Annotated in this window: 20 protein-coding genes; 9 read left to right on the top strand and 11 right to left on the bottom strand. The window is 73.0% G+C overall.

The features are described from left to right. Positions 1-39: 39 nt before the first annotated feature. Positions 40-792: an amino acid ABC transporter ATP-binding protein gene (locus tag J3R08_RS21955; RefSeq protein ID WP_166456915.1), complete on the top strand. Its 753-nt coding sequence runs from the start codon at positions 40-42 to the stop codon at positions 790-792. Between the two features lie 72 nt (positions 793-864). Then, positions 865-3,564, top strand: coding sequence for a DNA polymerase I (polA, locus tag J3R08_RS21950; protein ID WP_209962646.1), 2,700 nt, complete (start codon positions 865-867; stop codon positions 3,562-3,564). Between the two features lie 88 nt (positions 3,565-3,652). On the opposite strand, the gene J3R08_RS21945 is transcribed toward polA, so the two are convergent. From J3R08_RS21945 to J3R08_RS21915, 7 genes are read right to left on the bottom strand one after another with little or no spacing between them, the layout of a single operon-like run. Further along, complete coding sequence (locus J3R08_RS21945; protein WP_209962643.1) at positions 3,653-4,063, bottom strand: MerR family transcriptional regulator; 411 nt, start codon at positions 4,061-4,063, stop codon at positions 3,653-3,655. Between the two features lie 7 nt (positions 4,064-4,070). Next, positions 4,071-4,820, bottom strand: coding sequence for an SDR family NAD(P)-dependent oxidoreductase (locus J3R08_RS21940; RefSeq protein ID WP_209962642.1), 750 nt, complete (start codon positions 4,818-4,820; stop codon positions 4,071-4,073). 40 nt (positions 4,821-4,860) lie between these two features. After that, entirely contained in the window at positions 4,861-5,727 is an 867-nt protein-coding gene (locus J3R08_RS21935) for a CPBP family intramembrane glutamic endopeptidase (protein ID WP_209962640.1), read from the bottom strand. Positions 5,728-5,767: 40 nt separating this feature from the next. Further along, positions 5,768-6,115, bottom strand: a complete 348-nt coding sequence (locus tag J3R08_RS21930) for a DUF3140 domain-containing protein (protein ID WP_073830920.1) — start codon at positions 6,113-6,115, stop codon at positions 5,768-5,770. Then, on the bottom strand, positions 6,102-6,320 hold the full coding sequence (locus tag J3R08_RS21925; protein WP_030503817.1) for a DUF2945 domain-containing protein: 219 nt from the start codon (positions 6,318-6,320) through the stop codon (positions 6,102-6,104). Before J3R08_RS21925 ends, J3R08_RS21930 begins: the two co-directional genes overlap by 14 nt. Positions 6,321-6,361: 41 nt before the next feature. Then, entirely contained in the window at positions 6,362-6,964 is a 603-nt protein-coding gene (locus J3R08_RS21920) for a Uma2 family endonuclease (RefSeq protein WP_245254789.1), read from the bottom strand. A 56-nt stretch (positions 6,965-7,020) separates the two neighbouring features. Next, complete coding sequence (locus tag J3R08_RS21915; RefSeq protein WP_174535928.1) at positions 7,021-7,824, bottom strand: class I SAM-dependent methyltransferase; 804 nt, start codon at positions 7,822-7,824, stop codon at positions 7,021-7,023. 312 nt (positions 7,825-8,136) lie between these two features. Between J3R08_RS21915 and rpsA the strand changes: the two genes are divergently transcribed. Further along, positions 8,137-9,666, top strand: a complete 1,530-nt coding sequence (gene rpsA, locus J3R08_RS21910) for a 30S ribosomal protein S1 (protein ID WP_051611429.1) — start codon at positions 8,137-8,139, stop codon at positions 9,664-9,666. A 161-nt stretch (positions 9,667-9,827) separates the two neighbouring features. Further along, positions 9,828-11,006: a dephospho-CoA kinase gene (gene coaE, locus J3R08_RS21905; protein WP_174535929.1), complete on the top strand. Its 1,179-nt coding sequence runs from the start codon at positions 9,828-9,830 to the stop codon at positions 11,004-11,006. A 46-nt stretch (positions 11,007-11,052) separates the two neighbouring features. Here the strand turns inward: coaE and J3R08_RS21900 are convergent, their stop codons facing one another. Further along, on the bottom strand, positions 11,053-12,534 hold the full coding sequence (locus tag J3R08_RS21900; RefSeq protein WP_245254788.1) for a hypothetical protein: 1,482 nt from the start codon (positions 12,532-12,534) through the stop codon (positions 11,053-11,055). 438 nt (positions 12,535-12,972) lie between these two features. Between J3R08_RS21900 and uvrB the strand changes: the two genes are divergently transcribed. From uvrB to J3R08_RS21880, 4 genes are all read left to right on the top strand, one after another. Further along, positions 12,973-15,078: an excinuclease ABC subunit UvrB gene (gene uvrB / locus J3R08_RS21895; protein WP_043329585.1), complete on the top strand. Its 2,106-nt coding sequence runs from the start codon at positions 12,973-12,975 to the stop codon at positions 15,076-15,078. Positions 15,079-15,103: 25 nt separating this feature from the next. Continuing rightward, positions 15,104-15,940, top strand: coding sequence for a helix-turn-helix transcriptional regulator (locus J3R08_RS21890; protein ID WP_209962637.1), 837 nt, complete (start codon positions 15,104-15,106; stop codon positions 15,938-15,940). A gap of 24 nt (positions 15,941-15,964) precedes the next feature. After that, a complete protein-coding gene (locus J3R08_RS21885; RefSeq protein WP_043329588.1) occupies positions 15,965-16,333 on the top strand; it encodes a VOC family protein in 369 nt (122 codons plus the stop codon). A 95-nt stretch (positions 16,334-16,428) separates the two neighbouring features. Then, positions 16,429-17,322 (top strand): DUF5753 domain-containing protein, encoded by an 894-nt coding sequence (locus tag J3R08_RS21880; RefSeq protein WP_209964364.1) that lies wholly within the window; start codon positions 16,429-16,431, stop codon positions 17,320-17,322. Positions 17,323-17,448: 126 nt separating this feature from the next. Here J3R08_RS21880 and J3R08_RS21875 read toward each other — a convergent pair whose 3' ends face one another. Continuing rightward, on the bottom strand, positions 17,449-17,742 hold the full coding sequence (locus J3R08_RS21875) for an antibiotic biosynthesis monooxygenase (protein ID WP_209962636.1): 294 nt from the start codon (positions 17,740-17,742) through the stop codon (positions 17,449-17,451). A gap of 385 nt (positions 17,743-18,127) precedes the next feature. Between J3R08_RS21875 and J3R08_RS21870 the strand changes: the two genes are divergently transcribed. Beyond that, the gene (locus J3R08_RS21870; RefSeq protein WP_209962634.1) at positions 18,128-19,126 is read left to right on the top strand and encodes a TerC family protein; all 999 of its coding nucleotides are present in this window, start codon (positions 18,128-18,130) and stop codon (positions 19,124-19,126) included. Positions 19,127-19,134: 8 nt separating this feature from the next. Here the strand turns inward: J3R08_RS21870 and J3R08_RS21865 are convergent, their stop codons facing one another. After that, complete coding sequence (locus J3R08_RS21865; protein ID WP_223201373.1) at positions 19,135-19,971, bottom strand: C40 family peptidase; 837 nt, start codon at positions 19,969-19,971, stop codon at positions 19,135-19,137. A 129-nt stretch (positions 19,972-20,100) separates the two neighbouring features. Continuing rightward, positions 20,101-21,198 carry a mandelate racemase/muconate lactonizing enzyme family protein gene (locus J3R08_RS21860; RefSeq protein WP_209962633.1) on the bottom strand — a complete coding sequence of 366 codons (1,098 nt, stop codon included), beginning with the start codon at positions 21,196-21,198 and terminating at the stop codon, positions 20,101-20,103. Between the last annotated feature and the right edge of the window lie 9 nt (positions 21,199-21,207).

Raw genomic sequence — 21,207 nt, 5'->3', positions numbered from 1 at the left:
CCCGCGCAGGCCACCGCGTCGGCCGCCGAGTCCGGGCTGATGGTCCGGGCCGAGCAGGTGCACAAGTCGTTCGGGCCGCTGGAGGTGCTCAAGGGCATCGACCTGGAGGTCCGCTCCGGCGAGGTGTGCTGCCTGCTCGGGCCCTCCGGCTCCGGCAAGTCGACGTTCCTGCGCTGCATCAACCACCTGGAGAAGATCGACGCCGGCCGCATCTGGGTCGACGGCGACCTGATCGGCTACCGGGAGCGCGGCGGCAAGCTGTACGAGATGCGCGACCGGGACGTGGCCGCGCAGCGCCGTGCCATCGGCATGGTGTTCCAGCGGTTCAACCTGTTCCCGCACATGACGGTGCTGCAGAACGTCATGGAGGCCCCGGTGCTGCTGCGCCAGGCCAAGAAGACGGAGGCCCGGGAGCACGCCGCGCAGCTGCTGGACCGGGTGGGGCTGGGCGACAAGCTCGGCGCGTACCCCGGTCAGCTCTCCGGCGGCCAGCAGCAGCGGGTGGCGATCGCCCGGGCGCTGGCCATGCGGCCGAAGCTGATGCTGTTCGACGAGCCGACCAGCGCGCTCGACCCGGAGCTGGTGGGCGAGGTGCTGGACACGATGAAGGACCTGGCCCGCGACGGCATGACGATGATTGTGGTGACCCACGAGATCGGCTTCGCCCGCGAGGTGGGCGACCACCTCGTGTTCATGGACGGCGGCGTGGTGGTCGAGCAGGGGGACCCGCGCGAGGTGATCTCGGCGCCGAAGCACGAGCGGACCAAGGCGTTCCTGGCCAAGGTTCTCTGACCTCGGCCTCCGGTGCGGCGCGCGCCGCACCGGAGGCCGGAGTTGTCGGGCGTACGGACTAGAGTCGCAGCCGTGACAGCTACGACGCCGCGCCTGCTCCTCGTCGACGGACATTCCCTGGCATACCGGGCGTTCTTCGCCCTGCCTGTGGAGAACTTCTCCACCACCACGGGGCAGCCGACGAACGCCGTCTACGGCTTCACCTCGATGCTGATCAACGTGCTGCGCGACGAGCAGCCGACGCACATCGTGGTCGCGTTCGACGTGTCCCGCCGTTCCTTCCGCACCGAGAAGTACTCCGAGTACAAGGCCGGCCGCAGCGAGACCCCCACCGACTTCAAGGGCCAGGTCAGCCTGGTCAAGGAGGTCCTCGCCGCGCTGCGCGTGCCGGTGGTCGAGAAGGAGGGCTACGAGGCCGACGACGTCATCGCCACGCTCGCCTGCCAGGCTCGCGACCAGGGCATGGACGTGCTGATCACCACCGGCGACCGGGACGCGTTCCAGCTCGTCGGCGAGCGGGTCACGGTGCTCTACCCGCGCAAGGGCGTCTCCGACCTGGCCCGGATGGACCCGGCCGCGGTCGAGGCGAAGTACGGCGTCACCCCTGATCGCTACCGCGACCTGGCCGCGCTGGTCGGCGAGACCAGCGACAACCTGCCCGGCGTGCCCGGCGTCGGCCCGAAGACCGCGGCCAAGTGGATCAACCTGTACGGCGGCGTCGAGGGCGTGGTGGCCCGCGCCGACGAGATCAAGGGCAAGGCCGGCGACAGCCTGCGCGAGCGGCTCGCCGACGTGATCCGCAACTACGAGATCAACTGCCTGGTCTCCGACCTGGAGCTGCCGGTACGCCCCGAGGACGCCCGCTGGCAGGGCTGGGACCGCGAAGCGGTGCATCAGGTCTTCGACACGCTCCAGTTCCGCATCCTGCGCGACCGGCTCTACCAGTATCTGGAAGCGGTCGAGCCGGAGGCCGACGCGGGCTTCGAGCTGGCCGGCGAGGTGCTCACCGAGCCGGGCTCGCTCGCGGGCTGGCTCGACACGCACGCCCCGGCGGGCGCGCCGGTCGGCCTGGCGGTCACGCTCGACACCGGCCCGAACCGCCGCCACACCGCCACCGTGACGGGAATGGCGCTGGCCACCGCCGCCGGCGCGGGCGCCTGGTTCGACCCGAGCCGGCTGGACGCCGGCGACGAGGCCGCGCTGGCCGGCTGGCTGGCCGACGCCGACCGCCCGAAGGTGCTGCACGACAGCAAGCCGGCGGTGCTGGCGTTCGCCGCGCACGGCTGGGAGCTGCAGGGCATCGCCCGCGACACCCAGATCGCCGCCTACCTGGCCCGCCCCGACCAGCGCTCGTACGACCTGACCGACCTGGCGCTGCGCTACCTGCACCGGGAGCTGCGCGTCGACGCGCCGGAGACCGGTCAGCTCACGCTCGACGGGTTCGGCGACGAGGGCGCGGCCGAGCAGAACCTCATGCTCCAGGCCCGCGCCACGCTCGACCTGGCCGACGCGATCGACGCCGAGCTGTCCCGCGACGGCGAGCAGTCGGCCCGGCTGATGGCCGGCGTCGAGCTGCCGCTGATGCGGGTGCTCGCCGCGATGGAGCGCACCGGCATCGCCGCCGACACCGACTACCTCTCCGAGCTGGAGGCGCACTTCGCCGCCGAGGTGAAGGCCGCCGCCCAGAGCGCGTACGAGGTGGTCGGCCGCGAGTTCAACCTCGGGTCGCCGAAGCAGTTGCAGGAGATCCTCTTCACCGAGCTGGGCCTGCCCAAGACCAAGCGGATCAAGACCGGCTACACCACCGACGCGGACGCGCTCCAGTGGCTCTACGCCCAGACCGAGCACCCGCTGCTGCACCACCTGCTGCGCCACCGCGACGTCGCGAAGCTCAAGTCGACAGTCGACGGGCTGCTCAAGTCCGTCTCCGACGACGGCCGGATCCACACCACGTTCAACCAGACGGTGGCGGCGACCGGGCGGCTGTCCTCCACCGAGCCGAACCTGCAGAACATCCCGATCCGCACCGAGGAGGGGCGGCGGATCCGCCGCGCGTTCGTCGTCGGTGAGGGCTACGAGTGCCTGCTCACCGCCGACTACAGCCAGATCGAGATGCGGATCATGGCGCACCTGTCCTCGGACGACGCGCTGATCGAGGCGTTCAACTCCGGGCACGACTTCCACGCCGCCACCGCGTCCTCCGTCTTCACCGTCGAGGTCGGCGAGGTCACCGCCGACCAGCGCCGCAAGATCAAGGCGATGAACTACGGCTTGGCGTACGGCCTCAGCGCGTTCGGCCTGTCCCAGCAGCTCGGCATCTCCGCCGAGGAGGCGCGCGGGCTGATGGAGAACTACTTCGCCGGGTTCGGCGGAGTCCGCGACTATCTCCAGGAGGTGGTGGCCCGGGCCCGCCAGGACGGCTACACCTCCACCATCCTGGGCCGCCGCCGCTACCTGCCCGACCTGGTCAGCGACAACCGGCAGCGCCGGGAGATGGCCGAGCGGATGGCGCTCAACGCCCCGATCCAGGGCTCGGCGGCCGACATCATCAAGGTCGCCATGCTGCACGTCGACAGCGCGCTGCGCGAGGCCGGGCTGCGGTCCCGGATGCTGCTGCAGGTGCACGACGAGCTGGTCTTCGAGGTCGCGCCGGGCGAGCGGGAGACGCTGGAGGCGCTGGTGCGCAAGCAGATGGGCGAGGCGTACCCGCTGTCGGTGCCGCTGGAGGTGTCGGTGGGCGAGGGCCGCGACTGGAACAGCGCCGACCACTGACCCTCCGCCCACCCGCCCCCGCCCACTCAGGCGGTGATCAAGGAGTTTGGGTCACGCCCGAGCTCGTTCGGGCACACGAACTCCTTGATCACCGCATGCGAGGCGGTGGCGAGAGCAGAGGCGATGGTGGAGGCGCGGCGGGTGGGGTTGCGGCCTGGAGTGCTGCGGCCAGGCGGTCCCGGACGGCCACCTGGGCGGCGATCCGGGCGTCCAGCACGGCCAGGCGCTCCCGGCCGATGCGCAGCCCGGCCGGTGACGGCGGGGCCGACGCCACGTCCCCGTCCAGGCAGGGCAGGAAGGCGCGCACGTCGTCCAGCGTCAGCCCGGCGTCGAGCAGGTGACGGATGTTGCGGACCCGGGTGACCACGGCGTCGTCGTACTCGCGGTAGCCGTTCGCCGCCCGGGCCGAGGCGATGAGCCCTTCCCGCTCGTAGTGCCGCAGGGCACGCGGCGTGCAGCCCGTCGCCTTCGCCACCGCGCCGATCCGCACCGTCGCCACCGTCCTCTCACGCGACCACCGCGCCCCCGTCCACCGGCAGCACCACGCCGGTGACGAAGTCCGCCTCCGGCTCGCACAACCGCAGGATCGCCCAGGCTACGTCCTCCGGGCGGCCGATCCGGCCCGCCGGGGTGTGCGCGAGCTGCCAGTCCCGCACCGCCGCGCGCCGCTCGGGGGACAAGCCACTGTGCTCGCCGATCGGGGTGTCGATCGCGCCGGGTGCCACCGCCACCACCCGGATTCCCCGTGGCGCCAGTTCCACCGCCCAGCTGCGGGTCAGCGAGTCCAGCGCGGCCTTGCCGCCCGCGTACACCGAACTGCCCGGCCAGGCGCGCGCTCCGACCGACGTGGTGACGTTGACGATCACCCCGCGGGCCTCGGTGAGCGCCGGCAGAGCGGCGTGCGCCAGCCGGATCGGGCCCAGCAGGTTCGTCTCCAACTGCCGCCTGGCGGCGTCCTCGTCCAGTTCGGCCAGCGGACCACCGCCCGCCACGCCCGCGTTGTTGACCAGCACGTCCAGGCGGCCGTACCGGGCAAGGGCCTCGCGGACGATCATGCCGGGCCCGTCGGGGGCGGTGACGTCGGCGGTCAGCGGCGTGACGCCCGGCCGGCCGACGGCGGTCTCCACCAGCGGCGCGGCGCGCCGGCCGACGGCGACGACGGCGTACCCGCAGGTGGCGAAGGCTTGTGCGGTGGCCCGGCCGATGCCGGTTCCCGCGCCGGTGACCACGACGACGCGCGGTGTGCTGTGTTCCATGCCGGCATCGTCCGACCCTGCCGCCGGCGGCAGGGTCAAGTCAGAGGCCGGTCAGCGTGGGCATCGCGTTGAGCGCGCCGTGCACCACCAGCAGCGGCCACATCCGGCGGTACCGCGACCACAGGTAGCCGAGGAACAGGCCGAGCACCCCGTGGTTGACCAGCACCGTGGCCAGGTCGACGGCGGGCCGCCCGCTGCCCTGGATGGCCACGTGCCAGACCGCCCACACCAGCGACGCGAGCACGATCGCCGGCCAGCGTCCCAGCAGCGACTCCCACCGGGTCTGCAGCCACCGCCGGTAGAAGACCTCCTCCAGCAGCGCGTTCACCGCGAAGGCCACCAGCAGCGTCACGACCAGCTCGACCGGCGTGACCGTCCGCCCCCAGTCGCTGGCCGGCACGGCCAGCGGCGTCGCGTAGCTGAGCGCCAGCCACACCGCCACCGGCAGCGCCGGACCCCACCGGTGGGCGGCGTCCGCCGGGGCCGGGCCCGGCGACCACCGTGGCGGCCGGCGGCGCGCGGCCAGGAACACCACGAGGGGTACGCCGAGCAGCAGCGCGAGCTTCAACATCGTGTACGCGGGTTCGCCGCCGAGCAGCGGCATGACGGCGGCGAACGCGATCCCGGCCAGCAGCAGCGGCACCGCCTCGCGGTACGGCGCCACCGGGTCCGGCCACCTCGGGTCGGGCGCGGGCGGGATCAGGCGGATCAGCGCGATTCCGGCCAGCGCCGGGATCCAGCGGCTCCACATCGGTACGGTGCCGTCGTGGTCGGCGCTGTACCGGACACCGGTGTTCCCGGTCGCCACCAGGACGATCGCGGCGACGGCGACGAGCCCGAGGCCGGCCAGGAGGACCACCCGTCCGGCGCGGAGATGACGGCCGGCGGTCGAGACGTCTGTCGTCATCGCCGGCACGGTACCAACGCGCGGCGAACGACCGGCCGGGTCAGCTCTTGAGCGGGTCGTGACCCCAGTTCATCAGCGACCAGCGCCACCTCGTGTCGCGGACGTCCCCGGAGGGGCGCTGGGCCAGGTGGCGGTGGACGTACCCGATCACCTTGCGCATGTGCTTGTAGTCGGCGGCGGTGAGGTCGGCGCGCTTGCGGCGCAGCAGGTCGACGATGCGCCGGCCGGAGTCGTGCCCGACCGACTCGCCGCCCTGCGTGCCCTTCTTGTGCCAGCCGACGTGCTTGGACTCCTCGGTCTCCAGCCAGCGGGTCAGCTCACCGGGCTTCATGTTCACCGCGTCGGTGAACTCCCGGTACGTCTGCTGCGGGTCCTCAGCGCGACTCATGGCGCAGCACCTCCGGGCGGTGGGCGACGTCGCGGCCCGAGTCGTCGTTGGTGATCCGGTACTGCGGCTGCTCCGGCGAGGCGTTCACCGTGTGCCCGCGTACGTGGGTGCGCTCGGTCAGCTTCTCCTTGACCACCCCGTACGCCCGGCCGCTGTGGCTGGCCCAGGAGACGTGGTCGCCGGCGCGGAACTCCTTCTCGGCCATGCCGGCCGGTTACCCGCGGCCGGTACCGAGTAACGGCGTCGTCAGGGCCGGATCTCCGCGATCGGCAGCTTGATCGCGAAGGGCTCGGACAGCTCGATCACCTCGCTGCTGTCGTCGACCAGCTCGTACTGCCGCTCGCCGCCCGGGCCGATCCGGTCACCGAGGCGGTACGCGTAGAGGTGCACCGGATCCTGCTCGATCCGCCAGTAGAACGGGATTCCCGCGGCGGCGTACTCGCCCGGCTTGGCGAACCGGTCGACCCGGCGGGTGCCGGGGGAGACGATCTCGACGGCCAGGACGACGTCCGCCGGCCGCAGGAGGGACCAGTCGCTCGGCAGCCCGGCGTGGTGGAGCAGGACGTCCGGTTGCCGGCTGGTGTTGGGGCTGAGCCCGACTCCGATGGCCTGGGCGACCCGCAGCCCGGCCGGAGCGTGCGACCGCAGCCAGAGGCTGAGCAGGAGGGAGATGTCCTGGTGGCCCAGGGTGGGGGAGGGTGTCACCTGGATGACTCCGTCGACGAGTTCGACGCGGGGGGCGTCGTGCGGCAGGGTGAGCAGATCCTCCAGCGTGTAGTCCGCACGCTGCTGCCGCATCGGGTCCGGACACCAGGGGCCAGGTGATGCCGGGATGGGCTCGGCGCTCATGCGGCGAGCGTACCGCCGGGTGCCGGAGTTCATGTCGCACCGGACGTGCGACGCGCTCAGCCTGCCGGCTTCTCGGCGACGAAGATGGCGGTGCCGGGGAACAGCCGGCCGCGCAGCGGGCTCCACTGGCCCCAGATCCCCTCGTGCCCGGCCGGCCACTCCGGTTCCACCAGGTCCAGCAGGCGGAAACCGGCGCCGACCAGCTCCCGGATCCGGTCGCCGAGCGTGCGGTGCTGCTCGACGTACGTGGCCACCCCGTGCTCGTCCTGCTCGACGTAGGGGGAGCGGTCGAAGTACGAGTGCACGGCGGTCAGCCCGCCCTCGCCCGGGTCGTCCAGGAAGATCCAGCGCATCGGGTGGGTGACCGAGAAGACCCACCGGCCGCCGGGGCGCAGCACTCTCGCCACCTCGCGCATCGCCGCCGCCGAGTCGTCCACGAACGGGATCGCGCCGAACGCGGTGCAGACGGCGTCGAACGCGGCGTCGGCGAACGGCAGGGCGAGCGCGTCGGCCTGCACCAGCGGCACGCGTACCCCGGTGCGGTCGGCGGCCTCGGCGGCGTGCCGCAACATTCCGGCGGACAGGTCCAGCGCGACCGGCCGGGCGCCCTGGGCGGCGAGCCAGCGGGCGGCGGCGGCCGCGCCGGCGCCGAGTTCCAGGATCCGCTGGCCGGTCACGTCGCCGAGCAGCCGGGCGTCGGCCTCGCGCAGGCCCTCCGGGCACCAGACGAAGTCGACGTCGCCGAGGAACGCGCCGTGCTCGGCCTGGTACGCGTCGGCGTCGGTGTCCCACCAGCCGCGGTTGGCCCGGCGGATCTCGCCGGCGTCGACCCGTCGGCGGGTCACCCTGTCGTCGTCCACCCGTCCACGCTAGGTCCGGCGGCCTCCGGCCGAACGGGTGGGGTGGCGGTTGGGACCGGTGTGACGGACGAGACAGCTGTGGCCCCTTACCGCGCAAAATCTCCGCTTTCGCAGACGATGAGTTCGCGCGGACCCGGGAGGGCTTGCACGCTGTGGTAATGCAGCGGGTAGGCTAGACGATGCGCTCGCGGATCGTGTGCCTCGGCAGGGAGCAGGTGCGCGGTCACCGGAGCCACTAATGATCTTCTCGCGTCGATCGTTCGGTGTGCCCGGCGACGGATCCGTTGGCGCGGAAGAGTCACTGCGACACCCATGCCCGCTGTGACAACCCATCCGACCGGAGCAACCGCCCACATGACGAGCAGCATCGAGGCCACCTCGAGCGCCAACAAGGTCACCCACGACGACCTCGGCTCTGAGGAAGCTTTCCTCGCCGCGATCGACGAGACCATCAAGTACTTCAACGACGGCGACATTGTCGAAGGCACCGTCGTCAAGGTCGATCGGGACGAGGTCCTGCTCGACATCGGCTACAAGACCGAGGGTGTCATCCCCTCTCGGGAGCTGTCGATCAAGCACGACGTGGACCCGGCCGAGGTTGTTTCGGTGGGCGACCACATCGAGGCCCTCGTCCTCCAGAAGGAGGACAAGGAGGGTCGGCTGATCCTCTCCAAGAAGCGGGCGCAGTACGAGCGGGCCTGGGGCACGATCGAGAAGATCAAGGACGAGGACGGCGTCGTCCGCGGCTCGGTCATCGAGGTCGTCAAGGGTGGTCTCATCCTCGACATCGGCCTGCGTGGCTTCCTGCCCGCGTCGCTCGTCGAGATGCGGCGTGTGCGTGACCTGCAGCCGTACGTCGGCCGCGAGCTCGAAGCCAAGATCATCGAGCTGGACAAGAACCGCAACAACGTGGTGCTGTCCCGCCGGGCCTGGCTGGAGCAGACGCAGTCCGAGGTGCGCACCGAGTTCCTCAACAAGCTGCAGAAGGGGCAGGTCCGCAAGGGCGTCGTCTCTTCGATCGTCAACTTCGGCGCGTTCGTCGACCTGGGCGGCGTGGACGGCCTCGTGCACGTCTCCGAGCTGTCCTGGAAGCACATCGACCACCCGTCCGAGGTCGTCGAGGTGGGCCAGGAGGTCGAGGTCGAGGTCCTGGACGTCGACCTGGACCGCGAGCGGGTCTCGCTGTCGCTGAAGGCGACGCAGGAGGACCCGTGGCGTCAGTTCGCCCGCACCCACGCGATCCAGCAGATCGTGCCGGGTAAGGTCACCAAGCTGGTGCCGTTCGGCGCGTTCGTCCGGGTGGACGACGGCATCGAGGGCCTGGTCCACATCTCCGAGCTGGCCGAGCGCCACGTGGAGATCCCGGAGCAGGTCGTGCAGGTCGGCTCCGAGGTCATGGTCAAGGTCATCGACATCGACCTGGAGCGTCGCCGGATCTCGCTGTCGCTCAAGCAGGCCAACGAGGGCTTCGTCGAGGGCGAGGAGCACTTCGACCCGACCCTCTACGGCATGGCCGCGACCTACGACGAGCAGGGCAACTACATCTACCCGGAGGGCTTCGACCCGGAGACGGGCGAGTGGCTCGAGGGCTACGACAAGCAGCGCGAGACCTGGGAGCAGCAGTACGCCGAGGCGCGTCAGCGCTGGGAGGCCCACACCAAGCAGGTGCAGACCTCCCGCGCCGCCGACGCCGAGGCCGCCGCCAACCCGGCTCCGCCCGCCACCAGCGGCACCACCACCTCGACCTCGGCCCCGAGCCGTCAGGCCGAGGAGCCGGCCGGCACGCTCGCGACCGACGAGGCGCTCGCCGCGCTGCGGGAGAAGCTCGCCGGCGGCAAGTGACCGGACGCTGACGCCTGCTCGTCCCACCGGACGAGCCGGCGACCGCCTCTGACGACGGGCCCCGTCCCCGCGTTCCGCACCAGCGGAGCGCCGGGGGCGGGGCCCGCGTCGTGTGCCGGGACGGTTTGGCATGTGGACGAGCGATCCGGTTGACTGTCCGGGTGCTGAAAGTGGGGCTGACCGGCGGAATCGGATCGGGCAAGAGCGCTGTGGCGAGCCGCCTCGCCACGCTGGGCGCGGTGATCGTCGACTCGGACCGCATCGCCCGCGAGATCGTCGCGCCCGGCACCGACGGGCTGGCCGAGGTGGTAGCCGCCTTCTCCGACAAGGTCCTCGACGCCGACGGGGCGCTGGACCGGGCCGCCCTCGGCGCGCTCGTCTTCGGTGACGAGGCCGCCCGCCGCACGCTCGAAGGAATCACCCACCCCCGGGTACGCGCCCGCAGCGCCGAACTTGTCGCCGCCGCCCCCGCCGACGCGATAGTCGTCAACGACGTACCGCTGCTGGTGGAGGTGGGGCTCGCGCCGACGTACCACCTGGTGGTCGTGGTGCAGACGGCCGTGCCGACCCGGATGGCCCGGCTGACCCGCGACCGGGGCATGGCCGAGGCGGAGGCGCAGCGGCGCATCGCCGCGCAGGCCGACGACACCACGCGCCGCGCGGTCGCCGACGTGCTGCTCACCAACGACGGCACGCTCACCGAGCTGCACGCCGCCGTGGACGCCCTCTGGCGGGACCGCCTGGTGCCCTACGAGCGCAACGTCCGCGAGCGCCGCGCCGTGCCGCCCGACCCGGCGGCGCTCGCCGAGCCGGACCCGGCCTGGCCCGAGCAGTACGCCCGGCTGGCCGCCCGGATCCGTCACGCCGCGGGCGGTGACATCCGGGTCGACCACGTCGGCTCCACCGCCGTGCCGGGGGTCGCCGCGCCGGACGTGATCGACATCCAGGTGACGGTGTCCTCGCTGGACGAGGCGGACGGGCCGCTCGCGCAGCGGCTGGCCGAGGCGGGCTTCCCGCGGCTGCCGGACGACTGGTGGGACGCGCCGCGACAGCCGGAGCCGGTGCGCTGGCCCAAGCGGCTGCACGGCGGCGCGGACCCGGGGCGTCCGGTGCGGCTGCACCTGCGCGAGGCCGGCTCGCCCGGCTGGCGGTACGCGCTGCTGATGCGCGACCACCTGCGCGCCGACCCGGCTCGGCGGGCCGACTACCTGCAGGTGAAGCGGGACCTGGCGGCCACCGCGCCGGAGCGCGCCGCGTGGGGCACTGTCAACGACCCGTGGTTCGACGAGGAGCACCTGCGCGCCGAGGAGTGGGCCGCGCAGACCGGCTGGCGTCCCTGACCGTTCTCCCACCGCGCCGCACTGATCCGACGCGGCGGCGGGCGGGTCAGCGCGACGTCGGGGCCGACGAGTCGCCGGGCACACGACCCGGGGTGAGGTCGAGCCGGACCCAGACACCGGAGCCGGTGCGTAGCTCCAGCCGGCGCGGCAGCCCACCGTGGTCGAGCCACCAGCGCCTGCCGCCCGGCACCTCGACCACGTCGACGGCCCGGTCGGCGAGCCGGTCCTCCCGCACCCGGACGGCGGCGCCCTCCGGCGCGTGCGTCCCGGCCCGCAGCGCCGCGTCCAGCAGCCGGTCCAGGTCGTCGCCGGGCGGGCGCGCGGGCGCGGCGAGCAGCCCGGCGGGCACCGGCGTCGGCGGCGTGGCCGGCCCGTCGGGGGACCGCTGCACCTCGGCGACCCGGCCCGGCCGGGCCCAGCGCAGGGTGCGCCGGCCGCTGCCGTCCTCGATCACCACCAGGTACGCCGACGAGGTCGCCCAGCTCAGTGTGCCCGAGCCGCGCAGGGTGGCGGACGGGCCGAGCGGGGCGGTCACGGTCACCGCCGCTCCGCCGGCGGCGCGGAGGCGGGCGGGCAGCGCGGCCAGCCGCTCGGCCTCGTCGTCGGTGAGGTCACGGGGTTGCCCGGGCCGGCCGCCGAGGGCGTCCACCGGGTGCAGCGTGGGCCGGTCCGCGCGGCTCAGCTCGACGGTGACCGGGGTGCCGTCGGCCAGCCGTCCGGCGAGCCGGTGCAGGCGGGCGTCGGCGTCCAGCCAGAGCGTGGGCAGCGGGTCGCCCGGCACGGCGAGCGGGGCCTGGAACACGTCCACCGGGATCCCGCCGACGCTGTCGTGGCGCAGCCACCGGCCGTTGGCTCCGGGCGGGTCGACCCGCGCGGCGCCGAGCCCGATGAGCAGGTCGCGTACCGCGCCCAGGCCGTGCCCGCCGGCCGGGGACCGCATCCGCCAGCCGTCCGCGGGTGGCACCAGCGGCGGCCGGGCCGGGGTGGGGAGCGCGCCGGGGTCGGGGCGCACGAGCAACGCGGAGCCGGTGGCCTGGGCCAGGCCCCGGTCGGTGTCCGCGCCGGGGCCGCCGACGTCCAGGTAGACCAGGGGGCGGGCCCAGTCGACCCAGCCGACCAGTTCGGTACGGGCGCCGCCGGCGCCCACAGTGACCCGGACGCCGGCACGTACGTCGCGCAGGTTGGTGACCCGCAGCGCGGCCACCCGGTCGGCCTCGGCGGAGGTGAGCGGGCGAGCCGTCCCGGCCGGTGCGTCGCGCTCGGGCGCCCCGGTCAGCAGCGCGGCGACCAGCGCCGTCGCGGAGATCACGGCGGCGCCGGCGAGCGCGACGAGCATGATCCGGCGGCGGCGCGGCCCCTCCGGTGGGTCGTCGGCGCCGTCCAGCTCCGGGTCACCCCCCGGCCGGGCCGGGCGAGCGGGGGAGCGGCCGGTGACGACCTCGCGGCGGCGCCGGCCGGCCACGGTGGCGGGCCGGGCCGGCGTGCTGGTGCGGGCGCGGCGGTGCCGGCGGCCGGGCTCACGGGGCACGGCCTGGTCGCCGCCTCCCCGGGCGGTGGGCCGGTGCGGGCGACCGCCGCCACGCGGGCGGCCGGTGTCGTCGGCGGGCGGGGGCGCGCCGGTGTCAGTCGGCTCGCGTCGCGGCCGGCGGTCGGGAGAGGTCCCCACGAGTGGAAAACGCGAGAGCGGGGTTTCGGTGACGAGCAGGGGCGCTCGCGGCGGCCGGTCAGCGCCTGCGCGCGACCACCGTCGGCGCGCACGCCGGTCGACCCGGGTGCTGCGGCCCTGGCGCCGGGGGCAACCGGGCCCCGGAAGGGGGCGGTCGCCGGCCCGGTCGGCCGCCGCGAGCGGCCTACGGTACGAGGGTAAACCCGTGAGATGAGCCACACAATGGGAATATCGAAGCTGATCAGGGACGGTCCGTGGTCGTGGCCGGAAGTGTCGGACCGCGGGCGTACGGTTGGTGTCATGGCGCTCGACATTCCCCGGCTCGACGGCCGCTTCCAGGTCGTCAGTGAGTTCCAGCCGGCCGGTGACCAGCCGGCTGCCATCGACGAGCTTGAGCGTCGCGTGCGGCGCGGCGACCGCAACACGGTGCTGCTCGGCGCGACCGGCACCGGCAAGAGCGCCACCACGGCGTGGCTGGTCGAGCGGCTGCAGCGGCCGACCCTGGTGCTCGCCCCCAACAAGACCCTCGCCGCTCAGCTGGCGAAGGAGTTCGGCGAGCTGCTGCCGCGCAACGCCGTCGAATACTTCGTCTCCTACTACGACTACTACCAGCCCGAGGCGTACATCCCGCAGACCGACACCTACATCGAGAAGGACTCCTCGATCAACGAGGAGGTCGAGCGGCTGCGGCACTCGGCCACCATGTCGCTGCTCACCCGGCGCGACGTCATCGTGGTCGCCACCGTCTCGGCGATCTACGGCCTGGGCACGCCGGAGGAATACCTCGACCGGGCCGTGCGGGTGAAGGTGGGGCAGGAGCTGGACCGCGACCAGTTGCTGCGGCGACTGGTCGACATCCAGTACACGCGCAACGACATGGCCTTCCAGCGGGGCACCTTCCGGGTCCGGGGCGACACGCTGGAGATCATCCCGGCGTACGAGGAGCTGGCGGTCCGCATCGAGCTGTTCGGTGACGAGATCGAGAAGCTCTACTACCTGAACCCGCTGACCGGTGACGTGGTCCGCGAGGTCGACAGCTTGATGATCTTCCCGGCCACGCACTACGCCGCCGGCCCGGAGCGGATGGAACGGGCGATCCGCGACATCGAGGCCGAGCTGGGCGAGCGGCTGGCCGAGCTGGAGCGGCAGGGCAAGCTGCTGGAGGCCCAGCGGCTGCGGATGCGCACCACCTACGACATCGAGATGATGCGCCAGGTGGGCTTCTGCTCCGGCATCGAGAACTACTCCATGCACATCGACGGCCGGCTGCCCGGCAGCCCGCCGCACTGCCTGCTCGACTACTTCCCCGATGACTTCCTCACCGTGGTCGACGAGTCGCACGTGACGATCCCGCAGATCGGCGGCATGTACGAGGGCGACGCCTCCCGCAAGCGGATGCTCATCGACCACGGCTTCCGGCTGCCCAGCGCCGCGGACAACCGGCCGCTGCGCTTCGACGAGTTCCTGGAGCGGGTGGGCCAGATGGTCTACCTCTCCGCCACCCCCGGCCCGTGGGAGCTGGAGCAGGCGCAGGGCGAGTTCGTCGAGCAGGTGATCCGCCCGACCGGCCTGATCGATCCCGAGGTGGTGGTCAAGCCGACCAAGGGCCAGATCGACGACCTGATGCACGAGATCAAGCTGCGCACCGAGCGGGACGAGCGCGTGCTGGTCACCACGCTCACCAAGAAGATGGCCGAGGACCTCTCCGACTACCTGCTGGAGAACGGCATCCGGGTGCGCTACCTGCACTCGGAGGTCGACACGCTGCGCCGGGTCGAGCTGCTGCGCGAGCTGCGCAAGGGCGACTACGACGTGCTCGTCGGCATCAACCTGCTCCGGGAGGGTCTCGACCTGCCCGAGGTCTCCCTGGTGGCGATCCTCGACGCCGACAAGGAGGGGTTCCTGCGCAGCGGCCGGTCGCTGATCCAGACCATCGGCCGGGCGGCCCGTAACGTCTCCGGCCAGGTCCACATGTACGCCGACAAGATCACGCCGTCGATGGCGGACGCGATCGACGAGACCAACCGGCGCCGGGCCAAGCAGATCGCCCACAACGAGGCCAACGGCATCAAGCCGGAGCCGCTGCGCAAGAAGATCCACGACATCCTCGACGACATCTACCGCGAGGCGGAGGACACCGAGAACAGCAACGTCGGCGGGGCCGTGCGGCAGCTGTCCCGGGGCAAGGCGCCGGTGAAGGAGACCCGCAGCCGCCGGGGCGCCGCGACCACCCCGTCCCGCGAGGGCATGGCCCGGGCCGACCTGGCCAACCTCATCCAGGAGCTCAACGACCAGATGCTCGCCGCCGCGCGGGAGCTGCAGTTCGAGCTGGCCGCACGCATCCGGGACGAGGTCGCCGACCTCAAGAAGGAGCTGCGCGGGATGGACGCCGCAGGGGTCCGGTGACCGGCGCGACGGCCGGGGCGGCGCGATGCTGACCGAGGCCGTCGTGGCGCGCCCCGATCCGCGACTGCGCCAGTGGGTGGACCGCTACCTCGGCTACCGCGAGGACGTGTCCGTCCCGCTGGCGCGCCGGGAGGTGGCGGGCGCGTTCGTGGTGCTGATCCTGGGCTGGGGCGCCCCGATGGACGTCGCCGACCCGCGTGACCGGGCCCGGGGCGCGTACGGCACGAACGCCTTCCTGGCCGGCCCGTTCGACAGCTGGTGCGCCACCCGCACCGTGGGGACGGGCACCGGGGTCCAGGTGATGCTGACCGCCCCGGCGGCCCGCCGCCTGCTCGGGCTGCCGCTGGCCGAGCTGGCCAACCGGGCGGCGCCGGTCGACGCGGTGGCGGGCTGGCTGGCCCGGCTGCGCGACGAGCTGGCCGCAGCACCGGGCTGGCCGGAGCGCTTCGCCCGGCTCGACGCCGCGCTGTCCGCGCGGCTGGCGGCGACCACGCCGGTGGACCCGCACCTGCTGGCCGCCTGGCGGCGGCTGGACGGCGGCGGGGAAGCGGTCGGTGTGGCCACCCTGGCCGAGGAGCTGGGCTGGTCGCGTCGCCACCTGTCGGTCCGGTTCCGGCGGGAGTTCGGCCTGCCGCCGAGGACCGTCGCCCGTCTGCTGCGTTTCGACCGGGCGTACGCGAGCCTGGGCCGTACCGTGCTCACCGCGCCCTCCGCCGTGCCCGACGACACCGGCTGGGCGGAGCGGGCGGCCCGGTGGGGCTACTACGACCAGTCGCATCTGATCCGGGAGTTCCGCGAGTTCGCCGGCGTCACCCCGGCCGCGCTGGCCGGGCCGGGATCTCATTCGTCCAATCCGGCCTGACCGAGGCGGCGGCAGACTGGCGGCATGCAGAGCGTTTATCCCGTCTTGCGCTATCCCGACGTGCGAGCCGCCGTCGACTTCCTCTGTTCCGCGTTCGGCCTCACCGTGCGCGAGCTGCACGAGCTGCCCGACGGCACCCTGGTCCACGTCGAGCTGGAGTACGCCGGCGATCTGGTGATGCTCGGCCCGGGGCCGGCGCCGCAGCCCCGCCCGGCCGACGACGACTACCGCGTCTACCTGGCGATCGAGGACGTCGACGCGCATCACGAGCGGGCCGGGGCGGCCGGCGCGGAGATCATCAGGGCGCCGTTCGACACCGACTACGGCTCCCGTGACTACATCGCCCGCGACCTGTCCGGGCACGTCTGGTCGTTCGGCACCTACCGCCCCTGAACGACTGGCGCCTACTCCGGGCGTGGTAGCGCTGTGTGGGCGAGGTATTGCCGAGCGTGATGGTCATGCGTACTCTCCTCCCCTGGGAGGCGTGCATGCCGTTGTCAGCAAGTCCCGTGGTCCGGAGGGCGCGGCTCGGTGTGGAGCTGCGCCGGCTGCGCCGTCGCGAGTCGCTCACGTTGGAGCAGGTCTGCGTCCGGCTGGGTTGGGCGTCCACCTCGAAGCTGTCCCGCATCGAGCTGGGGCAGAGTCGGCCCGACCTGGCCGACGTGCTCGACCTGCTCGACGTCTATCAGGTGCCGTCACCGCAGCGGGACGAGCTGATAGTCATCGCCCGGGACGCCGCCACCGGACGCGGCTGGTCCCGGGCGCTCGGCGAGATGGGCGAACGGCAGCGGGCGTACGTCGAGCTGGAGGCGGGCGCCGAGCGCATCGTCGAGTATCAGTGCGCGCTCGTGCCCGGCCTGCTCCAGACCCCGGCGTACGCCCGGTTGCGTGTGTCGGCGGGCGCGGCGCTGACCGTGGACGTGGACGTGGAGGCCGAGGTCCGCGCCCGCGCGGCCCGCCAGGAGCTGCTGATCCGGCCGGACCCGCCGCACTACACGGCGCTGATCGACGAGCGGGTCTGCGACCCGGACGGCCTGCCCGGTGACGTGTGGCGCGACCAGATGCGGCATCTGCTCGCCCTCGCCGAGCGGCCTCGCGTCAGCGTCCGGCTGCTGCCCGGCGCGTCCTGCGGCGACGGCCCGCACCCGCTCGCGCCGTTCTCCTACTACGCCTATCCCGATCCGGCGGACCCGCGCACCGTGCTGGTGGAGACGCTGACCACGGACGTGCGCCTGGTGTCCGAGGCGGACGTGACGCACTACGAGCGGGTCATCGAGCGGCTGCTCGCGGTCGCGCTGCCAGCCGATGCCACAGCCGAGCTGGTGGCCCGGCGGCTGGGCTCGCCGGTGCCCCGCCAGCGCGATCCGCACGAGCTGGACTGACCGGCGCGAGCTGGGCCGACCGGCGCGAGCGGGGCTTCTTTGGGGCGACCACCGGGCCCGGCGCCCCCGATGACCGTCGGGGCCGGTGGCCGCGCAGCGCGCAGGCTACGGCACGGGTACGACAGTTCAGGCCGGGACGTCGGTGAAGTGCTCCACCAGCGGCGGCCCGGCGAAGTACGGGCCGATCAGCCCGCGCCACTGCGCGAATCGATCGGTCTGGCGGAAGTTCACGTCGTGCGCCTCGACCGAGTCCCACTCGACCAGCAGGACGAACCGGGTGGGCGACTCCACGCCCCGGGTCATCCGCACGGAACGGCAGCCCTCGGCGCTGGCGAGGATCGGCCGCGCCTGCGCGTAGGCGGCGGCGAAGTCGTCCTCGTTTCCGGGTGTCACATCGATAAGCGCGACCTCAAGAACCATGTCCGCAGCCTGCCATGCCGCCCCGCCGGGTGTGCGCACCGGGGGAGACACCAGATCAAGGTTCATGGGCTAGCCTCCTAGGATGCGTTACGCGGAGTGAGGCGGCGCACGTCACCCAGCCGTACGACGGCCCGGAGATGCGGCACCCGGGTGTGATGGTGAACAATGGCGGCCGAGGAGGGGAGTATTCCCTCGCGGCGGAGTCGTCAGCACGGAAGAGCGCCGGTACCCCCACGGTGGCCCGACCCGGCTCCGTCGGTCGGAACCGGCTACCAGGTTCCGGCGGAAGAGACCTCCGACAGTCACCCCTGTCAGCGTCGACGCACCCCGGCAGCCCACCCGGCGTACGGTGTGCCCGAGGCCGCGTGTCTGCCGGAGGATGGATTTGAACGTGTCCGCATTGGTGTGGGCGGTAACGCTGATCGCGATGATCGCGGTCCTGCTCGCCGACCTGTTCATCATCGGCCGGCGACCGCACGAGCCCAGCGTCCGCGAGTCCAGCCTCTGGGTGGGCTTCTACGTCGGCCTGGCGCTGATCTTCGGCGCGGTGCTCTGGCTGACCGCCGGTGGCCGCGTGGCGGGGGAGTTCTACACCGGCTGGCTCACCGAGTACAGCCTCTCGGTGGACAACCTCTTCGTCTTCGTCATCATCATGGCCCGCTTCGGGGTGCCCCGGCAGTATCAGCAGAAGGTGCTGCTCGTCGGCATCATCCTGGCGCTGGTCATGCGCGGCGGCTTCATCGCGGCCGGCGCGGCGCTGATCTCCCAGTTCTCCTGGGTGTTCTACATCTTCGGCGCGTTCCTCATCTACACCGCGGTGAACCTGGCCCGGCAGGGCGAGCCGGACGAGGACGAGTTCAGCGAGAACGTGCTGATCCGGTGGAGCCGGCGGGCGCTGCCGCTGTCCCGGGACTACGACGGGGCGAAGATCACCACCCGGGAGAACGGTCGGCGGCTGTTCACCCCGATGCTGATCGTGATGATCGCGATCGGCACCACCGACCTGATCTTCGCGCTCGACTCGATCCCGGCGATCTTCGGCATCACCCAGGAGCCGTACCTGGTCTTCACCGCCAACGTCTTCGCCCTGATGGGGCTGCGGCAGCTCTACTTCCTGCTCGGCGGCCTGCTGGACCGGCTCATCTACCTCAGCTACGGCCTCGCCGTGGTGCTCGGCTTCATCGGCGTGAAGCTGATGCTGGAGGCGCTCGCCGACAACCACCTGCCGTTCATCAACGGCGGCGAGCCCGTGGGGTGGGCCCCGCACATCCCGATCTGGCTGTCGCTCACCGTCATCCTCGGCACCCTGGCCGTGGCCACTGCGGCAAGCCTGGCGAAGTCGTCGCGGGACCGGCGACGGGAGCTGGTCAAGACCCGCCCCTGACCGCAGGGTCAGACGCGGTGCGCGCCGACGAGCGTGGCGGCCCGGTCGGCGGGCAGCTCCTCCTCGACCACCCGGCGGGTCAGGTAGCAGGCGTGCAGCATCCGGCGCCGGCCGCCGTGCGGCTCGGCCGAGACGATCCCGACGTGGTGGACGCGCCGGCCGGGCCGCGCGAAGAAGTAGAGGTCGCCGGGACGTTCGTCGCCGAGCGCCACCGGCGTCGTCGCGTCCGCCTGGTCGTCGGCGTCGCGGGGGAGCGTGATCCCGTGCCGCCGCCAGGCCAGGTGGACCAGCCCGGAGCAGTCGATGCCGTCGGTGGACAGGCCGCCCCAGACGTAGAGCAGGTCACGCAGCCGCTCGGCGACCGCGAGCACCTCCTTGGCCTCGGGGCGTTCGGCCGGCAGCGGCACCAGGTCGCCCTCCGGGGCCCACAGCGGGTCGGCCCGACCCGGTACGCGGACCGGTCGCCCGCCGTCCACCGGCCGCCCGGCCGACTCCAGGCGGGTGCCGAGCACCAGGCCGCGAAGCGCCGGTGCGCCGCCCGGCGAGGCGTGCAGCGTGGTGTGGGCGACGTCGACGGTCAGCGCGGCGCCGGCCGGCTCGGCTGTGGTCAGGTGGGCGGTCCGCACCCAGCCCGGGTAGCCGTCGGCGCCGTGTTTCGCGGCGGGCTGGCCGAGCGCGACGACGCGGGCCCAGCCGTCCGGCCGCGTCTCGGTGATCCGCACCGGCTCGCCGAGCAGCAACTGGGTCAGGACGCAGTCACCGACCCGCTGGTCGCGGTCCATCCCGGCGATCCAGCCGGCGACGTCGGGGCAGTCGGCGAGAGCGGGCCGGTCGATCGGGCGCACCGCATCGGGTGCTGTCCACAGGGTCGCCACCGGCACCCGTACGACGGCCTGTCGGCACGGTTGAGGCGCCACGCGTACCCCTCTCTGGAATGGTTCTCCGGGCGACCATATGAAAAATTCTGCCGCTACTCAACCATGTGACTGAATTTTAGCTTCACGGAGGCCGGTGACGCCGAGACCCGGCGTGTCCGGCAGCAGCACGCTCGCGCCCTCGTACCGGATGCCGCCGGTCACCGGCGACCAGGCCAGCCACCAGGCGGCGTCGAGGTCCGACACGGCGGTGGTGCCGTAGGCGGCGACCAGGCTGGCGGCGGCGCCCACGCCGACCGGGCCCTCCATCATCGAGCCGACGATGGTGCCCATGCCGTGCGCGGCGGCCAGGTCCAGCAGCGTGCGGGCCGGTTGCAGCCCACCGCACTTGGCCAGCTTCACGTTGACCATGTCGGCGGCCCGCCGCCGGATCACCTCGACCATGTCCCGCACGTCGAAGACGGACTCGTCGGCCAGGATCGGCAGCCCGACCCGGTCGCTGACCCAGGCCAGCCCGTCCAGGTCACGGCGGTGCACCGGCTGCTCGACCAGTTCGACGTCGAGCCCCGCGTCCTCGATCGCGCGGATCACCCGCACCGCCTCCCGGGGCGTCCAGCCCTGGTTGGCGTCCAGCCGGATGCGCACGTCCGGCCCGACCGCGGCCCGCACCGCGCGCACCCGGTCCAGGTCGCCGCGGGCGTCGGTGCCGACCTTGAGCTTGAGCACCCCGAACCCCTCGGCGCCGCGCCGCGCCGCCGTCGCGGCCAGGTCGACCGCGTCGCCGGCGGCCAGCGTGACGTCCGTCGGCACCCGCAGCGCCGTGCCGCCGAGCAGACGCACCAGGGGTACGCCGAGCCGCCGCGCGGCCAGGTCGTGCAGCGCCACGTCGACCGCCGCCTTCGCCGACTCGTTGCCGACCACCGCGCGACGCACCAGCGCGCAGCCCGCCTGGAGGTCGTCGGCGTCCCGGCCGATCAGCAGCGGCGCGAGCAGTTCGCGTACGCACGCCTCGGCGCCGGCCACCGACGCGCCGGTCACCTGCCAGACCTGCGGCGCCTCACCGAAACCCGAGCGGCCGTCGCCGTCGATCACCTCCACGACCAGCGTGTCCACTGTGGTGGTGCGGCGCAGCGCGGTGACGAACGGGGTGTGTAAGGGGGCCGACAGACGGTGGGTGCGTACCGCGGCGATGGTCATGTGGGGCAC

The sequence above is a fragment of the Micromonospora sp. HB375 genome (genome assembly GCF_017872985.1).
GTDB classification, from domain to species: Bacteria; Actinomycetota; Actinomycetes; order Mycobacteriales; family Micromonosporaceae; genus Micromonospora; species Micromonospora chalcea.
The sequence above is the reverse complement of the archived record's forward strand: the minus strand, read 5'-3'. Positions and strand labels throughout refer to the sequence as shown.

Bases quoted from the DNA above. Each gene is read 5' to 3' on its own strand.
- J3R08_RS21955 (WP_166456915.1), top strand. From the start codon at position 40: ATGGTCCGGGCCGAGCAGGTGCACAAGTCGTTCGGGCCGCTGGAGGTG.
- J3R08_RS21940 (WP_209962642.1), bottom strand. From the start codon at position 4,820: ATGGAACACAGCACACCGCGCGTCGTCGTGGTCACCGGCGCGGGAACC.
- J3R08_RS21935 (WP_209962640.1), bottom strand. From the start codon at position 5,727: ATGACGACAGACGTCTCGACCGCCGGCCGTCATCTCCGCGCCGGACGG.
- J3R08_RS21930 (WP_073830920.1), bottom strand. From the start codon at position 6,115: ATGAGTCGCGCTGAGGACCCGCAGCAGACGTACCGGGAGTTCACCGAC.
- J3R08_RS21925 (WP_030503817.1), bottom strand. From the start codon at position 6,320: ATGGCCGAGAAGGAGTTCCGCGCCGGCGACCACGTCTCCTGGGCCAGC.
- J3R08_RS21920 (WP_245254789.1), bottom strand. From the start codon at position 6,964: ATGAGCGCCGAGCCCATCCCGGCATCACCTGGCCCCTGGTGTCCGGAC.
- rpsA (WP_051611429.1), top strand. From the start codon at position 8,137: ATGCCCGCTGTGACAACCCATCCGACCGGAGCAACCGCCCACATGACG.
- uvrB (WP_043329585.1), top strand. From the start codon at position 12,973: ATGGCGCTCGACATTCCCCGGCTCGACGGCCGCTTCCAGGTCGTCAGT.
- J3R08_RS21890 (WP_209962637.1), top strand. From the start codon at position 15,104: ATGCTGACCGAGGCCGTCGTGGCGCGCCCCGATCCGCGACTGCGCCAG.
- J3R08_RS21885 (WP_043329588.1), top strand. From the start codon at position 15,965: ATGCAGAGCGTTTATCCCGTCTTGCGCTATCCCGACGTGCGAGCCGCC.
- J3R08_RS21880 (WP_209964364.1), top strand. From the start codon at position 16,429: ATGCCGTTGTCAGCAAGTCCCGTGGTCCGGAGGGCGCGGCTCGGTGTG.
- J3R08_RS21875 (WP_209962636.1), bottom strand. From the start codon at position 17,742: ATGGTTCTTGAGGTCGCGCTTATCGATGTGACACCCGGAAACGAGGAC.
- J3R08_RS21860 (WP_209962633.1), bottom strand. From the start codon at position 21,198: ATGACCATCGCCGCGGTACGCACCCACCGTCTGTCGGCCCCCTTACAC.